Raw genomic sequence first — 25,226 nt, 5'->3', positions numbered from 1 at the left:
GCGAGAACTCGCGGTGAGATTTCAAGGATCTCTGCGGTAGGGCGCGGAGCTCAGAAGTCCGTTGTGAGCGCTGGTGAGAATGGCGCAGGGCAAGCCGAAAGACGCGGTAGCCCCGCGAAGCAGGCCCTTGTCTCGCCTATCGGGCGCGGATGTCGTTGACGAGCCAGCCGTCGTCGGTCTTGACCATCGACACGCTCGCCCGGTTGGAGAACACCGTCGGGGTCTTCGAGTCGCTGGTCAGGCGGGCCTGGTCGTAGAACACCAGGACATCCATCTTGGTCGTCGAGCACTCGTCGCCGCACGGCATCGCCGCGGCGTCGCCGACGACGCTCTGCATCTGGACGCTGCGCTGCTGCGCCGCCTCCTGCAGGGCCGGCTCGTACTTCTTGAACGTCTTCGCGAACGACGGGGTCATGATCGCGGTCGACGCCGAGAGATGCTTGTCGAGCTCGGTGTACTTGTAGGTGAACACCGTCTCCACGGCGCTGGCGGCCGCGGCGGTGGCCTGCTCACGTGCGTCGTCGAGCCGCTCCCCCGCCCCGTGCACGTGCCGATAGCCCTGAACGGTCAGGACGATTCCCAGCACGAGGACGGCAACGGCGACGAGCGCGGCCGGGGCGGACCACCGCAGGTCAGGATGCGACCGCTTGTCCGATGCCGGCTTCGACACCTTGGGCGGGCGGGGCGCTTTGACCGTCGGCGCGGCCTTGGCCGGAGGGACGACAGCCGGCTTCTGCGTGGCGGCCTTCTTGGCCGCTGCCGCCCGTGCCGGCACCTTGCGCGCCGAGGGCTTCGCCGCAGGCACGGCCGGCTTGCCCTCGCCGGCGATCCGGCGACGGCGGGCGGGCCCGGTGGGATCGCTCATTCTCCGCTACCTTCGCTGGGGGTCGCCGACGGCGACGGGGCGGCCACGGCCGAACGCGGGGCGATGCTCTCGAAGGCCGAGATCAGCCACGTGCCGTCGGTCTTGGTGAACGACACCTTCCAGCGGAAGTGTCGCAGGACGGCGGCCTTGTTGTCGGTGTTGGTGATCTTGGCGTCGACCGCGACGATCGCCACGGCCGAGTCCTTGTCGATCGTGTCGACAGCGGCCGCCTGCACCTTGGCGCCACCGCTCTTCTGCTGCTTGGACTCCAGCGCCTTGAAGATCACGTCGGTGATCTTGACGAACTCCTTGTCGTACTTCGGCGTCAGGAGACCCTTGAGCCGCTTCTGGTAGTTCGCCACGTCAACCACGTCGTACGTGTTGTAGGCCACCGCGAAGTCCGTGGCTCGCGTCGTGATCTCGTTGCGATCCTTGGAGTCGTCGTAGGGGTTCAGCTGGAGCAGGACGAGACCGATCGCCGAGAGCACCACGCCGAGAACCGTGGTGACCACCAGGAGAGCGATGACTCGGGTGCGGCTGGACCTTTCGGTCACTGTTGGGCCGGGCCGAGCAGAAGCCACTTCCAGGTGTCCTTTCCGGTGGGCACGGATGCGTCCGACGTTGCGGCCGATCGCTGCAGCACGGTCTTGGAGGGCTGCCGTGCAATGTGGTTGTTTGCGACTTTACAGTCCGCTTCCGTATCGAAGGCGCGGTCGCTGATGACCGCCTCCTCACGACGCTCGCGGTAGCCCGATGCGGCGCCACCGTTCTGGTCGTAGGTGCAGGTCGGCGTCGGGTCGAGCGCCACGAGACCGAAGGTCGCGTTGTAGTCGCCGGTGCCCTTGCCGTTCTTGACGACCTCGTCCAGCACCGAGAACGAGCCCTCGACGAGGTAGGGGTAGAGGATGAAGATCGCCTGCAGGCCGAGCACGTTCTCCGACAACGGCTTGCTCGCGGTGACGAGGTCACGAATCGCGTTGCCGAGGTCGGCGGAGTTCTCGTTGACCACCGCGTTGAGCGTCGCGGCGCTCTCGCTGCCCTTGTCGAACAACCGGCGCAGATCGGGATCCGCGTCGACGAGGCTGTCGGACAGCAGCGCCAGGTTCTTGGAGAACGTGCCGATGTCGTCCGACTTGTCGATCTGGGTCTGCAGCACCGACGACGAGTCGTTGATCAGCGCGCGGGTCACGTCGATGTTGTCATCGGCGGCCTTGATGAACTCCGAAGACGTGTCGAGGATCGTCGACAGGTCCTGACCGGTGCCCTCGAACGCCTGACCCAGCTCGTCCACGACGGTGCGCAGGCTGTCGGTGTTGACCGACGACACCAGGTCATTGACGTCAACGAGCAGCGTCGTCGTGTCGATCGGGATGCGCGTGTTGCGAAGCGTGATCGCCGAGTCCTTGCGGAGGTAGGGCGCGGAGTTGTTGCGCGGCTGCAGGTCGACGAACTGCTCGCCGATCGCCGACTTGTTGGCCACCACGGCCTCGACGTCGGCTGGGATCTTGGGGGCGTCGTTCTCGATGTCGAGCCGCGCCTGGACGCCGTCGTCCTTGAACTGGAGCTTGCCGACCTTGCCGACGGGGATGCCGCGGTAGGTCACCTGCGCGCCGGCGAAGATGCCGCCGGAGTCCTTGAACTGCGCCGTCACCGGGAAGGTACGGTCCACGAACAGCCGGTCGACCTGCGCGTAGCGGCCACCGACGAAGGCGCCGCCCAGCAGCGTGACGATCGCGAAGATCACCAGCTGGATCTTGGTGAGCCTGGAGATCATGGTGCCACCGCCGGTTCCACGAGAAGTTGTCCGAGATCGCCGGCCGGCGCGCTGGCGACTGGCGTACGGCACAGGTTGAGCAGCGAGCAGACCCCGCCCTTGGTCGGCGTGGGGCTCGCGCTCGGCGTCGGCGTGGCGCCGGAGTCGTCCGGCGTCGTGGTCGAGCCGTTCGACGGGACCAGACCCGTGACGAGGTCGACGAGGTCCTGTGTCGGGGTGCCGGGCACGAGGCTCTTGCTGCCGTCGGGGTTCGTCTCGGTCTTGGTCAACCCGGCCTGAGCGGCATAGCCGTCGAGGATGTTGGTCAGCTGGGTCGCGCTGATGTCGAGGCCGAGGTTGAGGTTGGCGAAGTCGCCGAAGCACACGCCCTGCTTGACCATGGGCGGGCCGTCCTCACACTTGCCGGACGCCTTCGCGTAGGTGTTGCCGACGAACCCATCGGAGAACGGGTAGGTGAGGAGAACCTTCGTCGCGGTCGCCAGGTCGTCGCCGGCCTTGGTGAGGTTGGTCAGCGTCGGCACGAGAGCGCGCAGGTTGGCGACGGTGTCGGCCTTGGAGTCGCGGATGACGCCGGTCGCCACGTCACTGAGCTTGGACAACGACTGGAGCAGCTTGACGAGGTCGTCCCGCTGGTCGTTGACGACTCGCAACGCGCCAGGCAGGTCGTCGAGGGCTCCGGTGATCGCCGCCTTCTGGTCGTTGGTCGCCACCGCGAGCCGGTTGATCTTCTCCAGAGACGTCAGCAGCGCGGCCTTGTTGTCGTCGAGCTGGCCGATGAAGGCGGTCGTGGAGTTGATGAGCTCCTTGACCTCGGGCTCGTTGCCGCCCAGTGCGTTGTTGAGCTCCTTGACGATCGTGTTGGTCTTCTCGAGGCCGCCGCCGTTGAACAGCAGCGAGGCCGCGCCGAGGACTTCCTCGATCTCGGGGTTGCGGCTCGAGCGGTCGAGCGGGATCGTGTCGCCGTTGCCGAGCGTGCCGCGGGCCCCGGTCTTGGGCGGAGCCAGCGACACGAACTTCTCACCCAGGAGGCTGGTCTGGCGGATCGTCGCCTCGGTGTTGTCGGGCAGCTTGGCGTCGTGGTTGACCTTGAGCGTGACGACAGCCGTCCAGCCGTTGAGCTTGATGTCGGTGACCTTGCCGACCGCGATGTCGTTGACGCGTACGGCGCTCTGCGGCACCAGGTCGAGGACGTCGCGGAACTGCACCTTGATCGTGTAGGGATCACTGCCGAGGTCGGCGCCGCCTGGAAGCGGGAGCTTGTAGGGCGAGAAGCCGCAGCCGCTCAGCAGCAGGCCCATGACACCGGTGACGACACCGGCACGAAGCAGTCGACGGTTCATGTCAGTTCACCCCCAGCATCTGCGCGAACGTCGTGTTGACCTTGTCGGGCGGCGTCACGGGCGCGGAGGCGGCAGCCGTGCGCGGCAGCGCCTTGTCGAGCACGCCGGACAGGGTCTTGCACAGGCCGTTCTCCACCGTCTCGCCGAGCAGGTTGCACACGAACGTTGCCGGGTCCTTGAGCGTGCCGTTGAGCAGCTCGGGGATGTCGGCACGGGTGTCGAGGGTGCCGGCCGTGCCGTTGTAGGCCAGGGCGACGTTGGTCAAGGCAGTCGGCGCAGCGATCGTCTGCTCCTCGATTTCGGCCTTGTGCTTGGCGAGCACCGCGGCGAGCGAGGCGATGTTGTCGATGTTGCTGCGCAGCTTGCCGCGGTTCTCCTTGACCAGGGAGTTGACGTCGACCAGGGCGAGGCTGAGCTGCCTCAGCGTCTCCTTGAGGTCGTCACGCTCGCCCGCAAGAACGGTCGACACCTTGGCCGTGCTGTCGTTGAACGAGCGTACGGCCGAGTCATTCGTCTTGAGCAGGCTCACGAAGTCCTCGACCTCGCGCAGGCTGCCGAACAGCTCGTCCTTGTTGTTGGACAGCGTCGTGCTGAGCTTGCCGAAGTTGTGGATCGTCTCGTTGAGCTGAGCGCCCTGACCGTCGAGCTGCTTGGCCGAGTCGTCGATGAGGCGGCTGAGCGAGCCCTCCTTGTTGGCGCCCTTGGGACCGAGTGCCACGGAGAGATCGTCGAGCGACTGGTAGATCTGGTCGAGCTCGACCGGCACCGCGGTGCGGTCGACGGGCAGGACCGCGTTGTTCTTGAGCACCGCTCCGCCGGTGTAGGCCGGGGCGAGCTGGATGAACCGGTCGCCGACGATCGACGGCGAGACCACGACCGCCTTGACGTCGTTGGGCAGCTTGATGTCGCCCTTGTAGGAGACCTTGGCGCGTACGACATCGCCACGCGGCGTGAGGCTCACGACCTCACCCACCGGGACACCGAGGATCTTGACGTCGGATCCCTTGTAGACCGAGTTGGTCTGCTCGAAGTCGATCGTGATGTAGCGCTTGCCGTCACCGTTGTTGACGACCAGCGCCACGGCAGCCAGCAGGGCGAGCACGACGAAGGCGGTGAGCACCTTGGAGATGCCGGCGAACCGCTGTGCCAATCCGGATGGACTCATCAGCTGCCCCCTCCCAGCGCATCTTCGATCTGCTTGCGGATCCCGGAGGCCGAAGCGGCGCCGCCCAGGTAGGTGTCGAACCATGGCCCGGTGCCCAGCGAGTTGGAGAACACCCGGAGGAATCCGGGGTAGATCCGGAGGGCCTCATCGAGGCTCGCCTCGTTCTTGCGGAGCATCGTGGTCACCACGTCGAGCTGGTCGAGGGCCGGCTTGAGGTCCGAGCGGGTGTCCTTGACGAGCCCGCGCAGCTGCGTCGAGATCGACTGGGTCGACACGAGCAGGCGGTGGATCGAGTCGCGGCGTGCGCTGATCGCCGAGAACAGCACGTCGGAGTCCTTGAAGAGTGCGACGAGCTGCGTGTTGCGTGAGTTGAGGACACCCGAGACCTTCTTGAGGCTGACCAGCAGCGTGTTGATCTGGTCGTCGCGTGCGGCCAGGTTGCGCGAGAGATCGGAGACGCCCCTGATGGCGCCCCGGAACTCCTCGGGCGTGCTGGCGGCGACGTCGGCCAGGCTGTCCAGTGCCTTGGACAGCTCCGGGATGTTGATCTCGTCGGTCGTCTTGCTGAGCTCGGAGAACGCCTGCACGACGTCGTAGGGAGCGATCGTGCGGGCGACCGGGATCGTGCTGCCCTTGGGCAGGTGTCCGGGGCCCTTGGGCGTCAGTGCGAGGAACTCGGCGCCCAGCAACGTACGGACGCGGATGTCAGCTCCGGTCTCGGTGCCGAGGTCGGTGCCCTTGTCGATCTTGAACGTGACCCGCACCTTGTTGCCCTGGAGCTCGATGCCCTCGACCTTGCCGACCGAGACGCCGGCGACGCGCACCTCGTTGCCGGCCTTGAGCGCGCCGATCTCGGCGAAGTCGGCGTGATAGGTGTCGCCGCTGCCGATGATCGGCAGACGGTCAGCACGGAAGGCACCCAGCATCAGCAGGGCGATCACGGCGATGCCGATGACGCCGATGACGACGGGATTGCGCTCGCGGAATGGCTTCATTGGTCATACCCCGGCTGATCACAACGAGCGCCGCCGACACCGAGGCCGTTGGGCCCGGTCAGGTCGAGCTTGGTCTCCGGCAGGATGCCCGCGATTGCGGGAATCGTGATGCTGCCGCGTGCGGCACACAGGTAGAAGTTGAACTCGCTGCCGTTGGTGGCGGAGTTGCCGATCTTCTGCAGCTTGATCGGCAGGATCTTGATCGAGTTCTCGATCGTCGCCAGGTTGCGCTTGCTGCTGAGGTTCTTGGTCAGCGAGTTGAGCTGCTTGATGTCCTCACCGATCGCCGGGCGCCCCTGGACGAGCAGGTCGGACGTCTCGTCGGTCAGGTCGGAGATCGAGTCGACCGAGTTGAGGATCGCGTTGCGGTCGTCCTTGAGGCCCGTGACGAACTGCTGGAGCGTGTCGATCGTGTCCGTCAGCTCCTTGTCGCGGCTGCCCACGGTGTCGAGGACCTGGCTGAGGTTGGTGATGACGTCCCCGATCAGCTGGTCACGACCGGCCAGCGTGTTGGTCAGGGACGAGGTGCGGGCGAGCAGGTTCTCGACGTTGCCGCTCTCGCCCTGCAAGGTCTGCACGATCTCGTAGGCGAACTTGTTGGTGTCGGACGGCGAGAGCGCCTGGAAGACCGGCTTGAACCCGTTGAGCAACACATTGAGGTCGAGCGCCTCCTGCGTGCGACTCTCGGGGATCGTGCTGCCGGCCTTGAGTGTCGTCTTCGCGCCGTCGGCGCCCTGGGTCAGCGCGATGTAGCGCTGCCCGACGAGGTTGCGGAACTTGATCGTCACGTGCGTGTTGTCGGTCAACGGGACATCGCTGTCGACGCCGAACGTCACGAGCGCCTTGTCGCGCTTGATGATCTGGACCTTCTTGACCGAGCCCACGGCAACACCCGCGATGCGGACGTCGTCGCCCTTGGCCATGCCGGTGACATCGGTGAAGACAGCTTTGTAGTCCTTGCGATCGGCACCGAACGATCCGTTGCTCAGCGTGAGCGCCAGGATCAGCGTCGAGATGCCGGTGAAGGCGAAGAAGAACCCGAGCTTGACCAGGGCACTGATGGATTCGCGGTCGATCTGCTTCATCGGAGCTCCACCGCCGACCCACGGAGCACGGGGCTGATCAGCAGCGAGCCGATGTCATCGACCTTCGAGGGCTGCATCCCGAGGGTGCCGCCGAGCAGGACGTTGAGCTCGGCCCGCTCGCTCGGCGAGTCGACGCCGGTGATGCTGGGCTGGACCAGGTCCTGCAGCGAGACGCTCGAGGCCGCCGAGCGGTTGGCGAAGTCGGCCGAAGAACCGAACTTGGCGTGCGGCTGCTTGATGCCCACGAGCTTGTAGACGTCGGCCGGGATCTTGAACGGATGGGCCTGCGAGGAGTACTTCTTCTCCTCGGCCTTGCCCTTGTTGATCTCGTTGAGGTCGAGGCAGGTCGGCGCGGCTGCGTTGTCGGCCCTGATGTCCTTGCTGGACTTCGCGGGGGCACCGGACGACGCGTCGTCGAACGTCTGCTGCGACGCCGTGAGGTTCTCGTTCTTGGCGTACGCGTTGGGCTGGGCGATGACCTCGACGTTGATGTGCAGCTGCCCGTCGCGGTAGGCGCTGTCGAGGCGCGGGACGAGCGTCGACATCGCGCCGAGGAAGCACGGGAACGTCGTGGAGTACTCGCCGACCGTCTCGAGGATCGGCCGACCGAGCTTGTTGAGCGCCTTGATGTTGTCGCCGTTCGCCTTCGTGAAGTCGGTCAGGGTGTCGGACAGGCCCGTCGCCTCGTCGAAGAACGCCGTCAGCTGTGCCTTCTTGGCGACGATCGTGTTGCCGGTCACGACGGTGTTGCGCAGCAGCCGGCCGAGGTCGGGCATCGCCGCCGCGTAGGTGTCGGACACCGTGCCGAGCTTGTTGAGGTCGTCGACCAGCTGTGGGATGTCCGGATTGATCTTCTGCAGGTAGCTGTTGGCCTGGACGAGAGTGTCGCCGAGCTGCTTGCCGCGCCCGTTGAGCGCGGTCGAGACTGCGCTCAACGTGTAGGACAGGTTGGCCGGGTCGACCGCGTCGAGCAACGGGTAGAGGTCGTTGAGCAGGGTCTCGACCTCGATCGGCACGTTGGCCTTGGTGATCGTGTCGCCGGCCTGCAGCGTCTCGCCGTTGTCGGTCGCGGGCGGGATCAACGCGACGTACTTCTCACCGAACAAGGTCTTGGGCACGAGCTGGGCCGTGACGCCCTTGGGGATGTCCTTGATGAGCTTGGGGTTGATCGCCAGCAGGAGCTTGACGCCGTCACCGTCCGGCTCGACCTTGCGAACCTCGCCGACGATCATGCCGCGCAGCTTGATGTCGGCGTTCTGCGGGAGGTTGACGCCCGTGGTGTCGGTCTTGAGGGTCACCGGGTCGTAGTTGACGAATGCCTTGGTGAAGAACGCCCAGGTCACCCAAAGGATGAGCAGCAGCAACGCGATGAACGCAGCGCCCAGCACCTTGAGGGAGCCGGAGCGCTCGAGCAGGGGGGTACGAGCCATGGGTCAGCCCGCCAATCTCACGGTGACGTTCGTGCCCCAGATCGCCATCGAGGCGAGCAGGTCGACGACGTTGATCGCGACGATCGACGTACGCACGGCAAGACCGACGGCCACACCCACGCCGGCGGGTCCGCCGCTGGCGTAGTAGCCGTAGTAGCAGTGGATCAAGATCACGACGACGGCGAAGATCAGGACCTTCGCGAACGACCACATCACGTCACCAGGTGGCAGGAACGTGTTGAAGTAGTGATCGTAGGTGCCCGGACTTTGCCCGTTGATCTTGGTGATCGTCAATCTGGTCGCGAAGTAGGACGACAGCAGGCCGACGATGTAGAGCGGGACGACGGCGATCAGGCCGGCGATGACTCGGGTCGTCACGAGGAACGGCAGCGACGGGATCGCCATGACCTCGAGCGCGTCGACCTCCTCGCTGATGCGCATGGCGCCGAGCTGGGCGGTGAAGCCACAGCCCACGGTCGCGGCCAGCGCGATGCCGGCGACGATCGGCGCGATCTCGCGGGTGTTGAAGTAGGCCGAGACGAATCCGGTCAGCGCCGCGGTGCCGAGCTGGTCGAGGGCTGCGTAGCCCTGGATGCCGACCTCGGTGCCGGTGAAGAAGCACATCGCCGTGATGACGCCGACCGTGCCGCCGATGACCGCGAGCGACCCTGAGCCAAGGGCCACCTCGGCCAGCAGCCGGACGATCTCCTTGCCGTAGTTGGCGATCGTGCGCGGAATAGACGCGATGACGCGGATGTAGAACAGCATCTGACGACCGAGGTCGTCGAGGAAGTTGTTGAACTTCGCCGGGATGCCGGTGACGGCGGACAGAGCTGTCTTGTCGGACATCGTCACATCCCCTTCGGCGGCACGAGCTGGATGTAGATCGCCGAGATGAAGAAGTTGACGATGAACAGGAGGGTGAACGTGATGACGACCGCCTCGTTGACGGCGTCACCCACGCCCTTGGGGCCACCCTTGGCGTTCATGCCCTTGTAGGCCGCGACGATGGCCGCGATGAAGCCGAAGATCAGCGCTTTGACCATACCTTGATAGAGGTCTGGTAGCTGGGCGAGCGCGGTGAAGGACGCCAGATAGGCGCCGGGCGTGCCGTCCTGCAGCACGACGTTGAAGACGTAGCCACCGGCAACGCCGACGACCGTGACGAGTCCGTTGAGGAAGACCGCGACGAGCATGCAGGCCAGCACGCGGGGCACCACGAGGCGCTGGATCGGGTCGATGCCGAGCACCATCATGGCGTCGAGCTCCTCGCGGATCCGGCGAGCACCGAAGTCAGCGGCGATGGCCGAGCCGGCGGCGCCCGCGATCAGGAGTGCACACGCGATGGGGCCGGCCTCACGGACGACCGCGAGGACTGCGGCAGAACCCGTGAACGACTGCGCGCCGAACTGCTTGATGAGTCCACCCACCTGCAGCGCGATGACGGCGCCGAAGGGAATTGAGACGAACGCGGTCGGGACGATCGTGACCTTGACGATGAACCAGGCCTGGAGCAGGAACTCCTTGAGCTGGAACGGTCGGCGGAACAACGCCACCAGCACGTCCAGCATGAAGGCGAAGAGGTTGCCGGCAACCCTCGCGGGCCCGGCGACAACAGCTGCGGTCACGCAACACCGCCGGCAGCCAGCGGCGTCTTCTCTCCGAAAGAACCGGCAGGGGCGGTGACTCCGTTGTCGCGGCACCAGGCACCGGGCTCACGCTGGGCGCGGCGGGGCCGGCCGTCGGAGGGCTCGAGCTGGAGCGGCACGGGCGGCAGCGGGGGCATCTCGATGCCCTGCTCCGCCGCGAGCTCGTCCGCGTCCTTCTCCTCGGACATGCCGATCGGGCCAACGGTCTGGGCGTTGAGGAACTGCGCCACGACCGGCTCGGCCGAGGTCAGCAGCATCTCGCGGGGGCCGAACATCGCCAGGTGCTTGTGGTAGAGCAGGCCGATGTTGTCCGGCACCGTGCGGGCGGTGTTGACGTCGTGCGTCACGATCAGGAACGTGGCATCGATCTGCGCGTTGAGGTCGATGAAGAGCTGGTTGATGTATGACGTACGAACCGGGTCGAGGCCTGAGTCGGGCTCGTCGATCAGCAGGATCTCGGGGTCGAGGACCAGGGCGCGGGCCAGACCGGCGCGCTTGCGCATGCCGCCGGAGATCTCACCGGGCAGCTTGTTCTCGGCACCGACGAGGCCCGTGAGCTCCATCTTGTCCATGACGATCTGACGGATCTCGGACTCGGACTTCTTGGTGTGCTCGCGCAACGGGAACGCCACGTTGTCGAACAGGTCCATCGAACCGAACATCGCGCCGTCCTGGAACAGGACGCCGAACAGCTTGCGGATCTCGTAGAGCTCCTTCTCGGAGCAGTTGGCGATGTCCGTGCCCTCGATGTAGACGTGGCCCTCGTTGGGCTTGAGCAGCCCGATGAGCGTCTTGAGGAACACCGACTTGCCGGTGCCGGACGGGCCGAGCATGACAGAGATCTCCCCTGCCGGAAGGGTCAGCGTGACGTCCTTCCAGATGAGTGAGCTACCGAACTTCTTGGTCAGCCCCTCGACGACGACTTCAACGCCCACGGTCGGCCCCTCCTTGCTTGCCGTGGTCTGCCGGCGAGTGCCGGCCGAACTACTTCAATCCTAGGCCGGTGTGACCGCAGACACAGAGAGTAACGAGATATGGCAACCGAGGTTACGCTCCCACCACGCTTGGTGACTCGCCGGTAACTAACCGAAGGATCCGGTGAAACATACCCCATGTAACTCTGGGTGACAATCGTGACCCACGTCACCCCCGGGCAGACAAAAGCGCCCCTCCCGAAGGAGGGGCGCTCTTGAATGGATTCAGCGACGAGTCACTTGACAGTGACGCTGGCGCCGGCGGCCTCGAGGGCCTCCTTGGCCTTGTCGGCAGCTTCCTTGTTGGCCTTCTCGAGGACAGGCTTCGGGGCGCCCTCGACGAGGTCCTTGGCCTCCTTGAGACCGAGGCCCGTGATCGTACGGACTTCCTTGATGACCTGGATCTTCTTGTCGCCGGCACCCTCGAGGATGACGTCGAACTCGTCCTGGTCAGCAGCAGCCTCGCCACCGGCGGCAGCGCCACCAGCAGCAGGAGCGGCAGCAGCGGCAACCGGAGCGGCCGCGGTGACGTCGAACGTGTCCTCGAACTCCTTCACGAACTCGGAGAGCTCGATGAGGGTCATTTCCTTGAATGCATCCAGCAGATCGCCGGTGCTGAGCTTCGCCATGGTGGCGTCCTTCCGTTATGAGACCCCGAGGGGGTCCCGATGTGAATCGGGCGTTCAGCCCTCGGTCGTCTCGGCGTCGGCAGACGCTTCGACAGGGGCGGCGTCGGCGGGTGCCTCGGCCGGGGTTTCTGCTTCAGCCGACTCGGCCGCGGGGGCCTCCTCGACAGGGGCGACGGGCTCGGGGCCCGCTGCCAGAACCGACGGGTCGCTCTCGGCCTTCGCCTGCAGGGCGCCGAGAACTCGGGCGGCCTGGGACAGCGGGGCGTTGAACAGCGACGCGGCGTTCGTGAGGCTGGCCTTCATGCCACCTGCGAGCTTGGCGAGGAGGACCTCGCGCGACTCGAGGTCGGCCAGCTTGTTGATCTCATCAGCAGTGAGGATCTTCCCGTCGAGGAAGCCTCCCTTGATGATGAGCGGCGCGTTGGCCTTCGCGAAGTCACGCAGACCCTTGGCCGCGTCCACCGCATCGCCCTTGATGAAGGCGATGGCGGTCGGACCGACGAGGAGATCGGTGTCGATCTCCACTCCTGCGTCCTTGGCAGCGATCTTGGTCAGCGTGTTCTTGGCGACGGCATAGCTCACGTTCGCACCGAGGGCTCGCCGCAGTTCCTGCAGCTGCTTCACGGTGAGACCGCGGTAATCGGTGAGAACAGCACCGTTCGACTCGCGGAAGTGATCTGCGAGCTCGGCAACGGCGGCTGTCTTGTCCGGGTTTGCCATGGGTCTCCTTCCGGCACATGGGTCGTACGAAGACTGCGATCCCATGTGCGTACACGGGCCCGACACGAAAAAACGTCCCGGCGCAAGGCACGGGACGTTGAAAGGACCAACATTCGCAACCTGCGCGGGCCGCCCTTCCGGGCGCTTCGTGCAACTCTCGCGAGTCACCGACCAGCGGTCTTCGGTAGGTCCAGAATACGGCACGCCCGCACCCCGACCAAATTGGCGAACTCGAGGCCGCCTGCGGCCGAGCGGCGAGGCAGGTTGAACGATCGCGGCGAAGCCGCCAGATGCCGAACCCCGCGAGGTGACCTCCCAACGCTGGAAGGTCACCTCATGGGCCGGCCGTGCCGACGATCAGCCTGCCGACGGTGCGCCCAGCTGGCTGAGGTCCTTGTCCGAGATCTCGCCGGCCGACGGTGCCTTGATGTCGACCGAGTCGCCCCACTTGGAGTAGTCGATCGTCGATGTCGACCCGGCGAGGTCGAACTCCATGCGACGCGGCAGGTTGTCGGGGCCGATGAACATCGTGTAGACGATCGTGTCCGGGACCTGCGCCTTGGAGGCCTCCGGAAGCTCCATGAGCGACTTGATCTTGCTCGTGTCGACCGTCACGACGTACGGCTGCGCCTCGACGCCGTCGAGCTTCTGCGGCTCGCCCTTCTTCTCGAAGGACTTCATGGCCTCCTTGAACTGCTCCATCTGCTTCGACGGGTCCATCTGGTCCATGATCTGGCCGTACTGCTGGGCGAACGCGTTGTTCTTGTCCTTGAGGTCGATCTTGAGGAACTTGTTGTCGCTCATCGCGCCCATGTTCATGTAGAAGACCTGGTCGACGAGACGCATGTCGGCCTTGATCGAGCCGAGGTCCATCGTCATCGCGACCGACGTGTCCGCGGCCGACGTGCCGAACTCGGCGTCGCCCTGGGCCTTGAACGACTGGCCGCCGGCGCCGATCGTCATGTCGATGTGCGTGGACTTGGCGTCGACCTGCGAGTCGCCGATGACCTTCGCGAAGTTGGCCTGTGTCAGCGTCGTCTTGCTGCCACCGCCGCCGGAGGTCGAGTCGGCCTTGTCGCCATCGGATCCGTCACTGCCGCCGCAGGCGGACAGGGACAGACCGGCGAGCAGCACGGTCGCGACGACGGATGACAGCTTCCTCGAAAAACTCATGGCACGAGCATAAGAGGCGGACAGTGTGTCGGAAAGCTCAGGACCCGAGGTAGGCGCTGCCCACGACGCACGAGAGCCCCCGGCAGGCGCCGGGGGCTCTCGTGGTGTCTGAGAGGCTCAGGCCTCGTCGACGGAGTAAGCCTTGGTGCGGCTCGGGTCGACCGGCACGCCGGGACCGTTGGTCGTGGAGACCGTGATCTTCTTGACGTAGCGGCCCTTGGAGCTCGCGGGCTTGAGGCGCAGGACCTCGTCGAGAGCGGCGCCGTAGTTGTCGGCGAGCTGCTCGGCGGTGAACGACGCCTTGCCGATCACGAAGTGCAGGTTGGCGTGACGATCGACGCGGAACTCGATCTTGCCGCCCTGGATGTCCGAGACGGCCTTGGCCACATCGGTCGTGACGGTGCCCGTCTTGGGGTTGGGCATCAGGTTGCGCGGGCCGAGGACGCGGCCGAGGCGGCCGACCTTGCCCATCATGTCGGGCGTCGCGACGACGGCGTCGAAGTCGAGCCAGCCCTCGTTGACCTTGTCGACCAGCTCGTCGGCACCGACGAAGTCGGCTCCGGCCTCACGTGCGGCTTCGGCGTTGGCGCCGGTGGCGAAGACCAGGACCCGGGAGGTCTTGCCGGTGCCGTGAGGGAGGTTGACGGTGCCGCGCACCATCTGGTCGGCCTTGCGGGGATCGACGCCGAGCCGGATGGAGACATCCACCGTCGAGTCGTACGCCTTGCTCCCCGACTCCTTGGCCAGCGTGGTGGCCTGGAGCGGTGTGTAGAGGTTGGTCTTGTCGATCTTGTCGGCGACCTGTCGGTACGCCTTGCTGTGCTGTGCCATCTCTGGTCTTCCTTCTGTGTGAACCAGTTGTGGTCTGAACGGGCCCAGCGGGCCCTGCCACGTACTGCTGGGGTGGAGTGTTGCTAGTCCGTCGTGACGCCCATCGAGCGCGCAGTGCCCTCGACGATCTTCATGGCGGCATCGATGTCGGTCGCGTTGAGGTCCGGCATCTTGGTCGTGGCGATCTCGCGGATCTGGTCCTTGGAGATCTTGCCGACCTTGTCCTTGTGCGGAACGGGCGAACCCTTCTGCAGTCCGGCGGCCTTCTTGATCAGCTCAGCCGCGGGCGGCGTCTTGGTGATGAAGCTGAACGTACGGTCCTCGTAGATCGTGATCTCGACCGGAACGACGTTGCCACGCATGGCTTCTGTGGCCGAGTTGTAGGCCTTGCAGAACTCCATGATGTTGACGCCGTGGGGGCCGAGCGCGGTGCCGACGGGCGGCGCCGGGTTGGCCATACCGGCCTGCAGCTGCACCTTGACGATGGCTGCGACTTTCTTCTTGGGAGGCATTTCTCGGGTCCTTGACTACTGAATGGTTGGTGCTGATGAGAACCGGTTGGCTCAGACCTTCTGGATCTGGGTGAAGCTGAGCTCGACCGGGGTTTCGCGGCCGAAGATCTCCACGAGGGCCTTGACCCTCTGTGCGTCGATGTTGATCTCCGTGATGGTCGCGTGCAGCGTGGCGAACGGGCCATCGACGACCATGACGGAGTCGCCGACGGAGAAGTCGGTGAACTCGACCTTGGAGGCCTTCGCCTGCTGCTGATCGGGGGTGTCGGTCGCGGTTGCGACCTCTGCCTCCACTGCCGGGGCGAGCATGCTCTCGACCTCGGCAAGACTGAGGGGTACGGGCTGGTGGGAGTTGCCCACGAACCCGGTGACGGACGGCGTGTGGCGGACGACGCCCCACGACTCGTCGGTGAGGTCCATGCGGACCAGGACGTAGCCGGGGAGGACCGTGCGCTTGACGAGCTTGCGCTGGCCGTTCTTGATCTCGGCGACCTCTTCGGTGGGCACGACGACCTCGAAGATGTAGTCCTCGGCGTTGAGCGAGGTCACCCGGTTCTCCAGGTTGGACTTCACCCGCTTCTCCATGCCGGAGTAGGTGTGGACGACGTACCAGTCGCCGATCTGGTTGTGCAGACGGTCGCGGAACTCCTGGAGCGCGTCGGCGACCGGCTCGTCCTCGGCGGGTGCGTCGTCGGCCGGTGCGTCGTCGACAGCGTCCTCGACGGCGACGTCCTCGACCGCTTCGTCGTCAACGACGGCCTCGACGGGGGCGTCAGGCGCGATCGCGTCCTCGGCGGGTGCGTCGTCAGCCTCGGCCTCGGGTGCATCCGTCTCGACTGCGACGTCCTCGGCAGGGGTCGACGGCTCGAGCTCTTCGACCTCGTCGGTCTCGGAGCTGGTCTGCGGGTCGATGCCTTGAGTCACAAAATTCCTTTGGTTGCTACGCGAAGATCCAGAAAGCGGCCTTGCCGAACCCGTAGTCGAGTCCGGCCACGATGGCCATCATGAAGAGCACGAAGACGAGGACGACCCAGAAGTAGTTGACCACCTGGGGGCGAGTCGGCCAGACCACCTTGCGGAGCTCGGCGATCACCTGTCGGTAGAACGTGATCGGCGACGTGCGTTTGCCGGACGTGCCGGCCAGCTCGTGACGGTCGCTCACGGTACTCCTTCGTTGTGCTTCGTTGTCGTGTCTCGCAGGGCACGAGGGACTTGAACCCCCAACCTTCGGTTTTGGAGACCGATGCTCTGCCAGTTGAGCTAGTGCCCTCAGTCGAATTCCATCCCAGGGTCAAACCTGATGAGGGCATGACGATCTAGAGTGAATATTCACCGGTGGGTCAAGTGTACGTGGTGCGCCCCGCCCTCGTCGAACCGAGGCCCGCGCCCCAAAAACCTGAGCCTTTCCTCATGTTTTAGCATGGGTGCATGGCCACTGCACCCAGCATCTCCTACTCCATCACGATCCGACTCGAGGTGCCCTCCGGCGGATCGGCGGTCAGTGAGCTCACGACCACCGTCGAACGCACGGGCGGAATCGTCACCGCGCTCGACGTCACGGCATCTGGCGCCGAGGCGCTCCGCATCGACCTCACCTGCGCCGCGTCCGACACCGACCACGCGGCCTTGATCGTCTCGGCGCTCGAGGCGATCAGCGACGTCAAGGTAGAAAAGGTCTCCGACCGGACGTTCCTCATGCACCTCGGCGGCGTCATCGAGACCGCGACGAAGCATCCGCTGCGCAACCGCGACGACCTCTCGATGATCTACACGCCCGGCGTCGCGCGCATCTGCATGGCGATCGCCGCCGACAAGGAGGACGCCCGGCGCCTGACGGTCAAGCGCAACAGCGTCGCGGTCGTCAGCGACGGGTCGGCGGTGCTGGGCCTCGGCAACATCGGCCCGCACGCCGCGATGCCCGTCATGGAGGGCAAGGCCGCCCTGTTCAAGGGCTTCGCCGACATCGACGCGTGGCCCATCTGCCTCGACACGCAGGACGTCGACCAGATCGTCGAGACCGTCGCGGCGATCTCCCCCGGCTTCGCCGGCATCAACCTCGAGGACATCTCGGCGCCTCGCTGCTTCGAGATCGAGGCCCGCCTGCGCGAACGCCTCGACATCCCCGTGTTCCACGACGACCAGCACGGCACCGCGGTCGTCGTCCTTGCTGCCCTGCGCAATGCCCTCAAGGTCGTCGGCAAGGACATCGGCACGGCTCGCATCGTGCTGGCCGGTGCCGGCGCGGCCGGGACCGCGGTCCTCAAGGTCCTCATGCACGCCGGCGCCAAGCACGTCGTGGTGTGTGACGTCCAGGGCGTCGTCCACCAAGGACGCGAAGGGCTCGACGAGTCGCTGCAGTGGATCGCCGACCACACCAACGCCGACGGCCTGACCGGCACCCTGCGTGAGGCACTGCCCGGCGCCGACGTCTTCATCGGCGTGAGCGCGCCCAACCTGCTCAACGCCCAGGACGTCGAGGCCATGGCCGACGACGCGATCGTCTTCGCCCTCGCCAACCCCGACCCGGAGATCGACCCGGCGATCGCCCGGCAGCACGCCCGGGTCGTCGCGACGGGCCGCTCGGACTATCCCAACCAGATCAACAACGTGCTGGCGTTCCCCGGGATCTTCCGCGGGCTGCTCGACGCACAGAGCCACGGCATCGGCATGGACATCCTGCTGGCGGCCGCCGAGGCCATCGCCGGCAGCGTCACGGCCGACGAGCTCAACGCCAACTACATCGTGCCGAGCGTGTTCCACGCCGACGTGCACAAGCGCGTCGCGGCAGCGGTGCGCAAGGCAGCCGAGGCCGCTGATTCAACCCACTGACCACACGTACGGAGAACCGATGCGTGTTGAATGGGGCACGTGAGCGACGGAGACCAGACTGACGAGTCCGCCTCACCTCAGTTCGAAGCCCCGGATCGCCGGTCGCTCTCGGCACTTCCCAAGGCGCACCTGCACCTGCACTTCACCGGCTCGATGCGGCACAGCACGCTGCTCGAGCTGGCCGAGCGGGACCGCATACGCCTGCCTGCGTCGCTGACCGAGGACTGGCCACCGCAGCTGAGCACGACCGACGAGAAGGGCTGGTTCCGGTTCCAGCGCCTCTACGACGTGGCGCGGTCGGTGCTGCGCACCGAGGAGGACGTCCGGCGGCTGATCCTCGAAGCCGCGGAGGACGACGCCGCCGACGGCTCGGTCTGGACGGAGATCCAGGTCGACCCGTCCGGCTACGGCGCGCGCTTCGGCGGCATCACGGCGTTCACCGACCTGGTCATCGATGCGGTCCGCGATGCGTCGGCGCGCGCAGGCATCGGCATGGGCCTGGTCGTCGCCGCCAACCGCACCCGGCACCCGATGGACGCGCGTACGCTCGCCCGGCTCGCGGCCCAATACTCCGGTCGCGGCGTCATCGGCTTCGGCCTGTCCAACGACGAGCGGCGCGGCGACACCACCGACTTCGGCCCCGCGTTCGCGATCGCCGAGCGGGCCGGGCTGGCACTCGTGCCGCACGGCGGTGAGCTGCGCGGCCCCGCCCACGTCACGCAGTGCCTCGACCACCTGCACCCCGATCGCCTCGGGCACGGCGTACGCGCCTCGGAGAGCACCGCCGTGCTCGACCGGCTCGCGACCGACGGTGTCGCGCTCGAGGTCTGCCCGACCTCCAACGTGTCGCTCGGGGTCTACAGCACGCTCGAGGAGGTGCCGGTCCGCACCCTGACCGACGCCGGGATCGACGTGGCTCTCGGCGCCGACGACCCGCTGCTGTTCGGCTCTCGCCTCGCCGGCCAGTACGCCGTGCTGCGTGCCGCCCAGGACTTCAGCGACGCCGAGCTGGCCGAACTCGCCCGCATGTCGGTCCGCAGGTCGTACGCTCCTTCAGACATCGTGAACGCAGGTCTCACGGGCATCGACGAGTGGCTCGGCAACCCGCCGGCGGAGGGAGCGGACGCATGACCACGCCGTATCCCTATCCGCCGCCGCAGCCCTATCCGTACGCCCCACAGCCGGCGCCGCTCCCCAAGCCGCCCCGGTCCACGGCGGCCCTGGTGCTCGGCATCATCGGCGTGGCGGGGTTCTTCGTCCTGCTGGCGCCGATCGCCCTCTCACCGTTGGCGTGGTACTTCGGGGCGGTCGCCGATCGCGAGGCGGAGCGCGAGCCCACGCGATACCGGCGCGCCGGCGAGGCCAAGGCCGGGATGGTCCTGGGCATCATCGGCTCGGCGATCCTCGGGATCGTCCTGCTCCTGCTCGTCATCGCGGCGACGCTCACGATCATCGGCGTGAACCACGACGCGGGATACGGCACCTGAGCCGTCGAACGTGTGGAAGGGTGCTCGCATGAGCTCCGGATATCCGCCGCCGTACTACGTCCCGCCCAAGCACCCGCAGGCCACGACCGCCATGGTCCTCGGCATTCTCGGCATCGCCGTGTGCGGGTTCATCGCGCCGTTCGCGTGGAGCATCGGTGGCAAGGCGGTCAAGGAGATCGACGCGAACCCGCAGGCGTACTCGGGCCGGGGCGAGGCCAACGCCGGCAAGATCCTGGGGATCGTCGGTTCGTGCATCCTGATCCTCGGAATCGTCGCGCTCATCGGCCTGTTCAGCCTCGGCGTCGCGGTCGACTCCTCCTCCAGCTGAAACGGCTCCCGGGCCGACCCGGTGTGGAAGGGTGTTCCCATGAGCGACGAGCAGCCGGGGAACCCGTCAGATCCGACACACCAACCCCCGCCGCCGGGCTACCAGCAGCCGCCACCCAACTGGGGCAACGCCTATCCTCCCCCGCCGCCGGGTTACGGATATCCGTATCCCCAGTACGCCCCGAAACCGCCCCAGCACCCGCGGGCCACGACGGCGATGGTGCTTGGCATCATCGGGCTGACCGGGTTCGCCTGCTACGTGACGTTCCTCGTCGCGCCGGTCGCCTGGATCCTCGGCGCCAGGGCGGTCAAGGAGATCGACGCGAACCCCCAGGCCTACTCGGGCCGGAGCGAGGCCAACGCCGGCAAGATCATGGGCATCGTCGGGACGGTCCTGCTGATCCTGGCCTTGCTGGCACTCACCGCGTTCATCGTCGCGGCCGTGACGATCGACGGGTTCTGGGACGACGATCCGTACGACGACTCCTACTACTCCGACTTCGTCCTCGGCTGGCTGCGCTGACGGGTCAGAGCTCGCAGCCGACGAGCACGGGCTCGTTGACCAGCGTGATGCCATATGCCTGACGCACGCCGTCGCGCACCTCGCGGGCCAGGCCCAGGAGCTCGGCCGTCGTGGCGCCCCCGCGGTTGGTCAGCGCCAGCACGTGCTTGGTCGACAGGCCCACATGCCCTCGGGTGTCACCCTTGGCGAACCCCGCGTGATCGATCAGCCAAGCGGCGCTGGTCTTGACCGAGCCGTCCGGCTGGGGGAAGCGCGGCGCCTCGGCCGGCAGGGCGTCCGCCTGGTCGGGCGTCAGCAGCGGGTTGGTGAAGAACGAGCCCGCACTCCAGGTGTCGTGGTCGTCGGCATCCAGCACCATGCCCTTGCCCCGGCGCAACGCCAGCACGGCCTCACGTACCTCGGCCGACGGTGCGCGCCGGCCGATCTCGACGCCCAGGGTGCGGGCCAGCTCGGCGTACGCGATCGGGGCGCTCAGCTCACCGAGGCGGAACTGGTAGGCCACCGACAGCACGAGCCAGCGCTGGGGCTCGGCCTTGAAGCGGCTCGTGCGATAGCCGAAGCCGCAGTCGACCGCGTGGATCGTGCGGATCTTGCGCTCGAAGCGGTCGTACGCCCGGACCGTCGCGATCGTCTGACCGACCTCCTGGCCGTAGGCGCCGACGTTCTGGATCGGCGTCGCGCCGGTGGAGCCGGGGATGCCCGACAGCGCCTCGATGCCGACCCAGCCTTCGTCGACCGCCAGTGCGACGATGCCGTCCCACGGCTCTCCCGCGGCGATCGTGACCATCGCGCCGCTGCAGGCATCGGAGTCGACCTCGACGCCCTTGGTCAGGACCCGGATCACGGTGCCCGGCACGCCCTCGTCGGCGACCACGAGGTTGCTGCCGCCGGCCACGACCAGGACCGGGTCGCCGGCCTCGTCGGCGACGCGCACGGCGTCGAGCAGCTGCTGCTCGGAGGTCGCGTCGATCACGGCTCGGGCGGGGCCACCGAGGCGCAGCGTCGTCAGCTCGGCGAGGTCCATGGCGGCGACGCTAGCAGCGTCCGCGAACGACGAAGGCTCCCGCCTGCCGGAGCAGGGGGAGCCGTCGTTCGAAGGAACTGGGGTCAGCGGGTCTCGCGGTGGACCTGGTGGGTCTTGCAACGCGGGCAGAACTTCTTGAGGTCGAGACGATCGGGGTCGTTGCGACGGTTCTTCTTGGTGATGTAGTTGCGTTCCTTGCACTCGGTGCAGGCCAAGGTGATCTTGGGACGAACGTCTGAGCTCTTGCTGGCCACGAGGGTGCCTCTTCTTGATCGGTGATGCTGAAGGTCGTACGTGTGCAGTTCTGCGGTAGCGGGGGCGGGACTCGAACCCGCGACACCACGATTATGAGCCGTGTGCTCTAACCACCTGAGCTACCCCGCCACGGGCATGAGTTGCCTCATGTCCGAAGGACTCAGAAGTGATCCGAGTCCAGAGCCCCTTTACGGAATCGAACCGTAGACCTTTTCCTTACCATGGAAACGCTCTGCCGACTGAGCTAAAGGGGCAAGCCGACAGCCAAAGATACAGGGTGATCGGCCCCGGGACGAAATCGGGGGATGCCCCGGGACCGATCGGGCTCGTCAGGCGTCCTCGCGGGCCCGCATCGGCAGTGCGAACACGGCCAGGAATGCCACGGCGTAGCAGCCGATGCACACCCGGACGAGGGGCTGCGTCGACTCGAACCAGCCCTCGTCGGGAGCCAGTGGAACAGCGGCGCGAAGATCAGGCCGACGCCGAGGTGCTCGCCGCGGCGAGGCGTGAGGGCCAGCCCGGACCCTCGTAGATGAACGCCGTGTAGCCCTGCACGAGGTCGGCCCCCGCAGCCAGCCGGGCACGTACGTCGTCGGGAGTCGTGACCCCGCCGACCGAGATGATCGTCAGCCGGTCGCCCACGCGAGCCCGCAGGCGTACGAGGACCTCGGTGGCGCGCTCGGCGAGCACCGGCCCCGACAGGCCACCGGCCCCCGCGGCCTCGACGACGTCGCGGGAGGTTGCAAGCGAGTCGGGCCGGGCGATCGTGGTGTTGGTCGCACTGATGCCGGCGAGCCCCAGCTCGACCGCCAGGTCGGCGACCGCGTCGACGTCGTCATCGGCCAGGTCCGGGGCGATCTTGACGAGCAGTGGGACGGGCCCGGCGGGCGCGCGATCGGCGACGTCCTTGACGGCGCTGAGCAGCGGCCTCAGCTCGTCGACGGCCTGCAGGTCGCGCAGGCCCGGCGTGTTGGGCGAGGAGACGTTGACGACCAGGTAGCTCGCGTGGGGAGCCAGCAGCCGGGCACTCTCGACGTAGTCCTCGACGGCGTGCTCGGGCTCCACGACCTTGGTCTTGCCGATGTTGACGCCGATGACGGCGGAGCGGCCGGCCTTGGTGGCGCGGATCCGGTGCAGACGCGAGGCCACCTCTGCGGCACCGTCGTTGTTGAAGCCCATCCGGTTGATGATCGCCCGGTCGTCGACGAGGCGGAACAGGCGCGGCCGGGGATTGCCGGGCTGGGCGCGGGCGGTCACGGTGCCGATCTCGACGTGGCCGAAACCCAGGCCGAGCAGCCCGGGGACCGCCTTGGCGTTCTTGTCGAAGCCGGCCGCGAGGCCGAATGCGTTGGGGAACTCGATGCCCATCACGGTGCGCGGGGCGTACGTCTGCGGGAAGACCCGGCGCGTGGCGAACCGGCCCGCACGGATCGCGGCGAAGGCTCGTTCGTGCGCCTTCTCGGGATCCATCGAGCGGAAGACGGCGTCGAAGAAGGCGCGATAGACCACGCGGTCAGCGTATCGGCACGACCACGGCGAACTCCGAGCCCCGGTCGACGCCGTTGCGCGACTCGATGCGCATGCCCATACGCGTCGCCAGACGATGGGCGATCGACAGGCCCAAGCCGGTCCCGACGGCTCGGACGTCGCGATAGCGCGCGTGGAGGACCCCGCGCTCGAACACGTCGCTCAGGTCGGCGGGATCGATTCCCGGCCCAGTGTCGGTGACCACGATCGTCAGTTCGGTCACGGTGCTGACGGTGCGCACCTCGACGACACCACCGGCCGGGGTCGCCCGGACGGCGTTCTCGACCAACCCGTCCAGGAGCTGGCGGAGCCGCATCGGATCGGCGCGCACCGTCGCGGGTCCGGTCACCGCCAGCAGCGTCACGCCCTCCCGTTCGCACGTCACCTGCCAGGCCTGCTGGAGATCGTCCAACAGGCCGGCGACCGACACGTCCTGGGCCTCGATCGTGAAGTCGTCGGCCTCAAGTCGCGCGAGAGCGAGCAGGTCGCTGACGAACCTGTCGAGCCTCGCCGTCTCCGCCACCAGGGTCTCGCCCGTGGCCGGTACGTCAGCAGGTGCGACGGCGCCGTCCGCCAGCGCTTCGGCGTAGCCCCTCAACGCGGTCAGCGGCGTGCGGATCTCGTGGGAGATCGACAGCAGGAACTCACGCTGACGGCCCTCGCTCGTGGCCAGCGCCTCGTCGAGCGTGGCAACGGCGTTGCCCATGTCGTCGAACTCGCGCACGGACGACGTGCCGATCGGCACGCCTCGCTCCCCTGCGGCCAGGCGGCGGGCCGCTCCCGCTGCGGCGGCGACCGAGCGGGTGAGCGTACGAGACAGGACGAGGCCCAGGGTGCCGGCCGCCGCGATGCCGAGCAGCAGCGCCAGCAGCAACCGGCGACGCAGGGCGGAGGTTGCCTCGTCGACACCGGTCACCGGCTGCACGGCCACGGCCGAGAATCCGCGTCTGGTCTCGCGTCCTTCGATCAGGATCGTCTCGCCGTCGACGGTCGACGTCGCCGAGAGCGTGCCCGTCGACAGCAGCTCGGCAACCTGTTCGTCGGTCAACAGGTCGCCCGCCGCACCCGTCACGTTGCCGCCCCGTCGCACGATCGCGTAGCGGCGGTCGTCGCGGCCCAGCACCTTCTGCTCCTGGGCGATGAGACGTGCCGCCGCAGCGGGTTTCGCTGCGAGGCTGTCGACCGAGCGTACGAGCTCCTCGCGTGCCTGGTCCCTGGCCACGCCCGTGACGACCGGGACGGTGAGCACCAGCGCGACCAGCGCGACCACGACACCGCCGGCCAACGTCACCAGCAGGATGCGGCGCGACAGCGGCGCGGTCCTCACTGCCGCACCGCCGAGTAGCCGACGCCGCGATGCGTACGGATCGGCGAATCGACGCCGAGCTTGGCCCGCAGCTGGGCGACGTGGACGTCCACCGTCCGGCTCTGCCCGTACGCTGCAGCGCCCCACACCGTCGACAACAGCTGCTCGCGGGTGAACACGATTCCGGGGCGACGCATCAAGGCCGCGAGCAGGTCGAACTCGGTCGCGGTGAGGTCGACGCCACGTCCATCGACGGTCACGACTCGCGTTCCGGGCTCCAGACGTACGCCGCCGATGTCGATCGAGGCGGTGTCGACACTCCCGGAGCTGCGGCGCAGCACGGCTGCGACCCGCGAGACGAGCTCGCGGGGGGAGAACGGCTTGGTGACGTAGTCGTCGGCACCGAGCTCGAGACCCAGCACGCGGTCGACCTCGTCGTCGCGTGCCGTCACGAAGATCACCGGCGTCCAGTCGTCCCGGGCGCGCATCCGGCGGCACACCTCGACGCCGTCGACCTCGGGCAGGCCGACGTCCAGCAGCACGAGTGCAGGTCGCAACGTCGCCACCTGGGTGAGCGCGCCCGAGCCGTCGTGCTCGACGTGCACGCCATATCCGGCACGCGAGAGGTAGAGGCGCAGGACGTCGGCGATCGAGTGGTCGTCCTCGACGACGAGGATCAAGCCCTTGCCCGCGGTGCTCACGCCTCCATGAAACAGGACGGGCGGCTCCCCCAGGTGGTTCTGCCGACGATCCTTACGCCGCTCGAACATTGGCTTGACGATCCCCTTGCCTGGAGCCGCGAACGT

General features: G+C 67.1%; 28 protein-coding genes and 3 tRNA genes. 5 read left to right on the top strand and 26 right to left on the bottom strand.

Annotation, left to right across the window (positions count from 1 at the left end):
• Positions 1-136: 136 nt before the first annotated feature.
• The 19 genes from ESP70_RS20075 to ESP70_RS07795 form a co-directional block, all read right to left on the bottom strand.
• Positions 137-865 (bottom strand): hypothetical protein, encoded by a 729-nt coding sequence (locus ESP70_RS20075; protein WP_188110547.1) that lies wholly within the window; start codon positions 863-865, stop codon positions 137-139.
• Positions 862-1,377, bottom strand: coding sequence for a hypothetical protein (locus ESP70_RS07885; protein ID WP_149688778.1), 516 nt, complete (start codon positions 1,375-1,377; stop codon positions 862-864). The genes ESP70_RS20075 and ESP70_RS07885 overlap by 4 nt, the downstream gene beginning before the upstream one ends.
• A gap of 38 nt (positions 1,378-1,415) precedes the next feature.
• Positions 1,416-2,639, bottom strand: a complete 1,224-nt coding sequence (locus ESP70_RS07880) for an MCE family protein (protein WP_149688777.1) — start codon at positions 2,637-2,639, stop codon at positions 1,416-1,418.
• Complete coding sequence (locus ESP70_RS07875; protein ID WP_149688776.1) at positions 2,636-3,979, bottom strand: MCE family protein; 1,344 nt, start codon at positions 3,977-3,979, stop codon at positions 2,636-2,638. Before ESP70_RS07875 ends, ESP70_RS07880 begins: the two co-directional genes overlap by 4 nt.
• A gap of 1 nt (position 3,980) precedes the next feature.
• Positions 3,981-5,144, bottom strand: coding sequence for an MCE family protein (locus ESP70_RS07870; protein WP_188110546.1), 1,164 nt, complete (start codon positions 5,142-5,144; stop codon positions 3,981-3,983).
• On the bottom strand, positions 5,144-6,139 hold the full coding sequence (locus tag ESP70_RS07865; RefSeq protein WP_149688774.1) for an MCE family protein: 996 nt from the start codon (positions 6,137-6,139) through the stop codon (positions 5,144-5,146). The genes ESP70_RS07870 and ESP70_RS07865 overlap by 1 nt, the downstream gene beginning before the upstream one ends.
• Positions 6,136-7,224, bottom strand: coding sequence for an MCE family protein (locus ESP70_RS07860; protein ID WP_149688773.1), 1,089 nt, complete (start codon positions 7,222-7,224; stop codon positions 6,136-6,138). Before ESP70_RS07860 ends, ESP70_RS07865 begins: the two co-directional genes overlap by 4 nt.
• Positions 7,221-8,654, bottom strand: a complete 1,434-nt coding sequence (locus ESP70_RS07855; RefSeq protein ID WP_149688772.1) for an MCE family protein — start codon at positions 8,652-8,654, stop codon at positions 7,221-7,223. The genes ESP70_RS07860 and ESP70_RS07855 overlap by 4 nt, the downstream gene beginning before the upstream one ends.
• Positions 8,655-8,657: 3 nt before the next feature.
• On the bottom strand, positions 8,658-9,503 hold the full coding sequence (locus ESP70_RS07850) for an MlaE family ABC transporter permease (protein WP_149688771.1): 846 nt from the start codon (positions 9,501-9,503) through the stop codon (positions 8,658-8,660).
• A 2-nt stretch (positions 9,504-9,505) separates the two neighbouring features.
• Positions 9,506-10,225: an MlaE family ABC transporter permease gene (locus ESP70_RS07845; protein ID WP_056215250.1), complete on the bottom strand. Its 720-nt coding sequence runs from the start codon at positions 10,223-10,225 to the stop codon at positions 9,506-9,508.
• 53 nt (positions 10,226-10,278) lie between these two features.
• The gene (locus tag ESP70_RS07840) at positions 10,279-11,238 is read right to left on the bottom strand and encodes an ABC transporter ATP-binding protein (RefSeq protein WP_149688770.1); all 960 of its coding nucleotides are present in this window, start codon (positions 11,236-11,238) and stop codon (positions 10,279-10,281) included.
• 275 nt (positions 11,239-11,513) lie between these two features.
• The gene (gene rplL, locus ESP70_RS07830; RefSeq protein ID WP_056209524.1) at positions 11,514-11,906 is read right to left on the bottom strand and encodes a 50S ribosomal protein L7/L12; all 393 of its coding nucleotides are present in this window, start codon (positions 11,904-11,906) and stop codon (positions 11,514-11,516) included.
• Between the two features lie 54 nt (positions 11,907-11,960).
• Positions 11,961-12,626 (bottom strand): 50S ribosomal protein L10, encoded by a 666-nt coding sequence (rplJ, locus tag ESP70_RS07825; RefSeq protein ID WP_149688769.1) that lies wholly within the window; start codon positions 12,624-12,626, stop codon positions 11,961-11,963.
• Between the two features lie 357 nt (positions 12,627-12,983).
• Complete coding sequence (locus ESP70_RS07820; RefSeq protein WP_149688768.1) at positions 12,984-13,799, bottom strand: SCO4651 family lipoprotein; 816 nt, start codon at positions 13,797-13,799, stop codon at positions 12,984-12,986.
• Positions 13,800-13,916: 117 nt separating this feature from the next.
• Positions 13,917-14,630, bottom strand: a complete 714-nt coding sequence (rplA, locus tag ESP70_RS07815) for a 50S ribosomal protein L1 (RefSeq protein WP_149688767.1) — start codon at positions 14,628-14,630, stop codon at positions 13,917-13,919.
• An 83-nt stretch (positions 14,631-14,713) separates the two neighbouring features.
• On the bottom strand, positions 14,714-15,142 hold the full coding sequence (gene rplK, locus ESP70_RS07810; protein WP_056209536.1) for a 50S ribosomal protein L11: 429 nt from the start codon (positions 15,140-15,142) through the stop codon (positions 14,714-14,716).
• A gap of 51 nt (positions 15,143-15,193) precedes the next feature.
• A complete protein-coding gene (nusG, locus tag ESP70_RS07805) occupies positions 15,194-16,066 on the bottom strand; it encodes a transcription termination/antitermination protein NusG (RefSeq protein ID WP_246161967.1) in 873 nt (290 codons plus the stop codon).
• A 16-nt stretch (positions 16,067-16,082) separates the two neighbouring features.
• Positions 16,083-16,304, bottom strand: coding sequence for a preprotein translocase subunit SecE (gene secE, locus ESP70_RS07800; protein WP_056209538.1), 222 nt, complete (start codon positions 16,302-16,304; stop codon positions 16,083-16,085).
• A 35-nt stretch (positions 16,305-16,339) separates the two neighbouring features.
• Positions 16,340-16,412, bottom strand: a tRNA-Trp gene (locus tag ESP70_RS07795).
• Between the two features lie 158 nt (positions 16,413-16,570).
• Here ESP70_RS07795 and ESP70_RS07790 point away from each other — a divergent pair.
• Genes ESP70_RS07790 through ESP70_RS07770 form a run of 5 tightly spaced genes read left to right on the top strand, consistent with a single transcriptional unit; the run spans position 16,571 to position 20,308 of the window.
• Entirely contained in the window at positions 16,571-17,971 is a 1,401-nt protein-coding gene (locus ESP70_RS07790) for an NAD-dependent malic enzyme (RefSeq protein ID WP_149688766.1), read from the top strand.
• A 39-nt stretch (positions 17,972-18,010) separates the two neighbouring features.
• The gene (locus ESP70_RS07785) at positions 18,011-19,102 is read left to right on the top strand and encodes an adenosine deaminase (protein WP_281287308.1); all 1,092 of its coding nucleotides are present in this window, start codon (positions 18,011-18,013) and stop codon (positions 19,100-19,102) included.
• Positions 19,099-19,458: a hypothetical protein gene (locus ESP70_RS07780; RefSeq protein ID WP_149688764.1), complete on the top strand. Its 360-nt coding sequence runs from the start codon at positions 19,099-19,101 to the stop codon at positions 19,456-19,458. Before ESP70_RS07785 ends, ESP70_RS07780 begins: the two co-directional genes overlap by 4 nt.
• A 28-nt stretch (positions 19,459-19,486) precedes the next feature.
• Positions 19,487-19,786, top strand: a complete 300-nt coding sequence (locus tag ESP70_RS07775; protein ID WP_149688763.1) for a DUF4190 domain-containing protein — start codon at positions 19,487-19,489, stop codon at positions 19,784-19,786.
• Between the two features lie 39 nt (positions 19,787-19,825).
• Complete coding sequence (locus tag ESP70_RS07770; RefSeq protein ID WP_149688762.1) at positions 19,826-20,308, top strand: DUF4190 domain-containing protein; 483 nt, start codon at positions 19,826-19,828, stop codon at positions 20,306-20,308.
• 4 nt (positions 20,309-20,312) lie between these two features.
• Here ESP70_RS07770 and ESP70_RS07765 read toward each other — a convergent pair whose 3' ends face one another.
• The 7 genes from ESP70_RS07765 to ESP70_RS07735 all read right to left on the bottom strand — a co-directional run bounded on the left by ESP70_RS07765 (position 20,313) and on the right by ESP70_RS07735 (position 25,121).
• On the bottom strand, positions 20,313-21,452 hold the full coding sequence (locus ESP70_RS07765) for a UDP-N-acetylmuramate dehydrogenase (protein ID WP_281287307.1): 1,140 nt from the start codon (positions 21,450-21,452) through the stop codon (positions 20,313-20,315).
• Entirely contained in the window at positions 21,416-21,586 is a 171-nt protein-coding gene (rpmG, locus tag ESP70_RS07760) for a 50S ribosomal protein L33 (RefSeq protein WP_055964149.1), read from the bottom strand. The genes ESP70_RS07765 and rpmG overlap by 37 nt, the downstream gene beginning before the upstream one ends.
• Before the next feature lie 56 nt (positions 21,587-21,642).
• Positions 21,643-21,716: transfer RNA gene (locus ESP70_RS07755), tRNA-Met, on the bottom strand.
• A 52-nt stretch (positions 21,717-21,768) separates the two neighbouring features.
• Positions 21,769-21,841, bottom strand: a tRNA-Thr gene (locus ESP70_RS07750).
• 217 nt (positions 21,842-22,058) lie between these two features.
• Positions 22,059-23,096 (bottom strand): quinone-dependent dihydroorotate dehydrogenase, encoded by a 1,038-nt coding sequence (locus ESP70_RS07745; protein ID WP_149688760.1) that lies wholly within the window; start codon positions 23,094-23,096, stop codon positions 22,059-22,061.
• Between the two features lie 4 nt (positions 23,097-23,100).
• A complete protein-coding gene (locus tag ESP70_RS07740; RefSeq protein WP_149688759.1) occupies positions 23,101-24,441 on the bottom strand; it encodes a sensor histidine kinase in 1,341 nt (446 codons plus the stop codon).
• The gene (locus ESP70_RS07735) at positions 24,438-25,121 is read right to left on the bottom strand and encodes a response regulator transcription factor (RefSeq protein WP_246161966.1); all 684 of its coding nucleotides are present in this window, start codon (positions 25,119-25,121) and stop codon (positions 24,438-24,440) included. Before ESP70_RS07735 ends, ESP70_RS07740 begins: the two co-directional genes overlap by 4 nt.
• Positions 25,122-25,226: the final 105 nt, after the last annotated feature.

Source organism: Aeromicrobium ginsengisoli, from assembly GCF_004134905.2.
GTDB classification, from domain to species: domain Bacteria; phylum Actinomycetota; class Actinomycetes; order Propionibacteriales; family Nocardioidaceae; genus Aeromicrobium; species Aeromicrobium ginsengisoli.
This window is presented reverse-complemented; position numbering and strand designations above follow the sequence as displayed.

Bases quoted from the DNA above. Each gene is read 5' to 3' on its own strand.
- ESP70_RS20075 (WP_188110547.1), bottom strand. From the start codon at position 865: ATGAGCGATCCCACCGGGCCCGCCCGCCGTCGCCGGATCGCCGGCGAG.
- ESP70_RS07880 (WP_149688777.1), bottom strand. From the start codon at position 2,639: ATGATCTCCAGGCTCACCAAGATCCAGCTGGTGATCTTCGCGATCGTC.
- ESP70_RS07875 (WP_149688776.1), bottom strand. From the start codon at position 3,979: ATGAACCGTCGACTGCTTCGTGCCGGTGTCGTCACCGGTGTCATGGGC.
- ESP70_RS07870 (WP_188110546.1), bottom strand. From the start codon at position 5,144: ATGAGTCCATCCGGATTGGCACAGCGGTTCGCCGGCATCTCCAAGGTG.
- ESP70_RS07865 (WP_149688774.1), bottom strand. From the start codon at position 6,139: ATGAAGCCATTCCGCGAGCGCAATCCCGTCGTCATCGGCGTCATCGGC.
- ESP70_RS07860 (WP_149688773.1), bottom strand. From the start codon at position 7,224: ATGAAGCAGATCGACCGCGAATCCATCAGTGCCCTGGTCAAGCTCGGG.
- ESP70_RS07855 (WP_149688772.1), bottom strand. From the start codon at position 8,654: ATGGCTCGTACCCCCCTGCTCGAGCGCTCCGGCTCCCTCAAGGTGCTG.
- ESP70_RS07850 (WP_149688771.1), bottom strand. From the start codon at position 9,503: ATGTCCGACAAGACAGCTCTGTCCGCCGTCACCGGCATCCCGGCGAAG.
- ESP70_RS07845 (WP_056215250.1), bottom strand. From the start codon at position 10,225: ATGCTGGACGTGCTGGTGGCGTTGTTCCGCCGACCGTTCCAGCTCAAG.
- rplL (WP_056209524.1), bottom strand. From the start codon at position 11,906: ATGGCGAAGCTCAGCACCGGCGATCTGCTGGATGCATTCAAGGAAATG.
- rplJ (WP_149688769.1), bottom strand. From the start codon at position 12,626: ATGGCAAACCCGGACAAGACAGCCGCCGTTGCCGAGCTCGCAGATCAC.
- ESP70_RS07820 (WP_149688768.1), bottom strand. From the start codon at position 13,799: ATGAGTTTTTCGAGGAAGCTGTCATCCGTCGTCGCGACCGTGCTGCTC.
- rplA (WP_149688767.1), bottom strand. From the start codon at position 14,630: ATGGCACAGCACAGCAAGGCGTACCGACAGGTCGCCGACAAGATCGAC.
- rplK (WP_056209536.1), bottom strand. From the start codon at position 15,142: ATGCCTCCCAAGAAGAAAGTCGCAGCCATCGTCAAGGTGCAGCTGCAG.
- ESP70_RS07790 (WP_149688766.1), top strand. From the start codon at position 16,571: ATGGCCACTGCACCCAGCATCTCCTACTCCATCACGATCCGACTCGAG.
- ESP70_RS07780 (WP_149688764.1), top strand. From the start codon at position 19,099: ATGACCACGCCGTATCCCTATCCGCCGCCGCAGCCCTATCCGTACGCC.
- ESP70_RS07775 (WP_149688763.1), top strand. From the start codon at position 19,487: ATGAGCTCCGGATATCCGCCGCCGTACTACGTCCCGCCCAAGCACCCG.
- ESP70_RS07770 (WP_149688762.1), top strand. From the start codon at position 19,826: ATGAGCGACGAGCAGCCGGGGAACCCGTCAGATCCGACACACCAACCC.